This window comes from bacterium, assembly GCA_024228115.1.
Taxonomy (GTDB): Bacteria; Myxococcota_A; UBA9160; order UBA9160; family UBA6930.
In genome coordinates this window covers 1-1642 of the sequence record JAAETT010000240.1, presented here as the reverse complement: position 1 = coordinate 1642, position 1642 = coordinate 1, and the positions used below count along the sequence as shown (strand labels likewise).

At 63.3% G+C, this 1642-nt stretch carries 2 protein-coding genes; both read left to right on the top strand.

The genetic code is table 11. From position 1 onward, the window contains the following. Window positions 1-523 precede the first annotated feature (523 nt). Window positions 524-1048 (top strand): nitroreductase family deazaflavin-dependent oxidoreductase, encoded by a 525-nt coding sequence (locus tag GY937_11165; protein ID MCP5057270.1) that lies wholly within the window; start codon window positions 524-526, stop codon window positions 1046-1048. Further along, window positions 946-1530 carry a hypothetical protein gene (locus tag GY937_11160; protein ID MCP5057269.1) on the top strand — a complete coding sequence of 195 codons (585 nt, stop codon included), beginning with the start codon at window positions 946-948 and terminating at the stop codon, window positions 1528-1530. The genes GY937_11165 and GY937_11160 overlap by 103 nt, the downstream gene beginning before the upstream one ends. Window positions 1531-1642: the final 112 nt, after the last annotated feature.

Genomic DNA, 1642 nt, shown 5'->3' with positions numbered 1-1642 from the left:
CCATTGCTGAAGCGTCGCCCGCTGGCTCTTGCTGAGGTGAATCTCGGCTGCGACCCGCATCGTGCCCCTCTGGCCGTTCGCCGCGAGGGTAACGTGGATAGTCCAATAGTGCCCTTTATTTATGAATCATATCACTAGGTCGCCAATCCCAGTGAACGTCGCGGTCCCAGCCCCGGCTGCTGCGCTGAAGAGAAGCGCCGAGGCGCAGGCCAAGATCGCGCATCGAAGACGCGGGGCCGGCCGTTGCTGGGTGGAGCCCTTGGAGCGGGCTGGAGCGCTAATGGGAAGAAACCGGGATCGGCGGCAACTGCGCATGAGATCACTCCTCCGAGTTGGAGAGACCCTACCACGTGGCTCGAGAGAATGAGCAAGAGCGCCCCAACGGCCTCTGGGGTGGACTGGCGGTCGCCCCAACTCCATCAAGAGGTCGCGCGAGCCGCTCCATCTCTGAGGGGAAATCCCCGCCCCAGAGCCAACTGGAATGGGTCTGCGATGCCGTGGCATCTCCATTAGCCTCCCCCGAATGAAGAAGGCCGCCCGGATCACGGCTGCAGTGTTCTTTGGCTATGTGGGGCTGGCCCTGGCGTTCGACGCCTTTATCGGCGTCAGCCAGATTGCGCTCGGTGGGCTCGAGGGTGTCCTGCGCACGATCGACGAAGAGGGCGAGGTCCACGAGACACGCATGATCGTGCTCCAGGATGGCGAGGTCACCTGGGTGCAATCCGGCCACCACTTCCGTGGCTGGTACCACCGCCTCGTGCGCAACCCAGAGGTCGAACTGGTCATTGGGGACGAGGTTCAGCCCTACCTTGCTGTGCCGCTCGACGACCCTGCGTTGCGGCTGCGGAGTTGGAACGCGAATTGCGAACCGTTGCGCTCGGGGGCCAAGGATTGCGCATGGGGAGGGGAGCCCGTCATCTCATCGGAGCCTTGGTCGGATGGTTCGTGCTGGCCGCGAGCGCCGGCCACGCCATCGACCTGTGGGATCGCAAGGTCCAGGTCCACGGCTTCTACGATTTCCAGGTTCGCGCCATCGCTGATGACCTGAACGCGGCAGACGACTTCGACGTCAGCCAGATGGCCCACGTGCTCAACCTGGAGATCGAGGCTGACGTCGCTCCCGCCGGCTTCGGCCCGTTCGATAAGATCTCCGTCTTCACCCGCATCGAAGCCCGCTATGACTGCGTGTGGACCCGGGCCTGCGGTCTGTTCCCCAGCGTCAACGCCTACGGCGATGGTGCGAAGCGCTATCCCAAGCGCGTGCTGAACGGCCGACGTTTCGGCTACATCGGGAGTGTCTACACCGGTGATACGCGCCGCTGGCGCGCCGATCCAATCGAGACCTTCTCCTACGCCTTCAAGGACCGTCCGGAGGAGTCGCGCGTCCCCCTCGGCATCGAGCACACGGAATCCTTCTGGACGCTCTTCACCTCGCCGGGCGCCGACCAAGTGCTTGGAACCGAAGACGATCCCTCACCTTTCTACTTCGGTCGCTACTTCCAACCTGTTGGCGATCACGAGAAACCGTAGAAATCTGATCATCTAGCCGTGGTCGCGCGCGAGTGCTGGTTTCTCGTCAGAACGGCGAATCGGTGTCGGTCGGATCGGTGTCGAGTTCGCGATCGAGAGCCGCGAGGTAGTG

What these genes read in the sequence shown, in the direction of transcription:
- GY937_11165 (MCP5057270.1), top strand. Translation starts at nt 524, where the DNA reads ATGAAGAAGGCCGCCCGGATCACGGCTGCAGTGTTCTTTGGCTATGTG.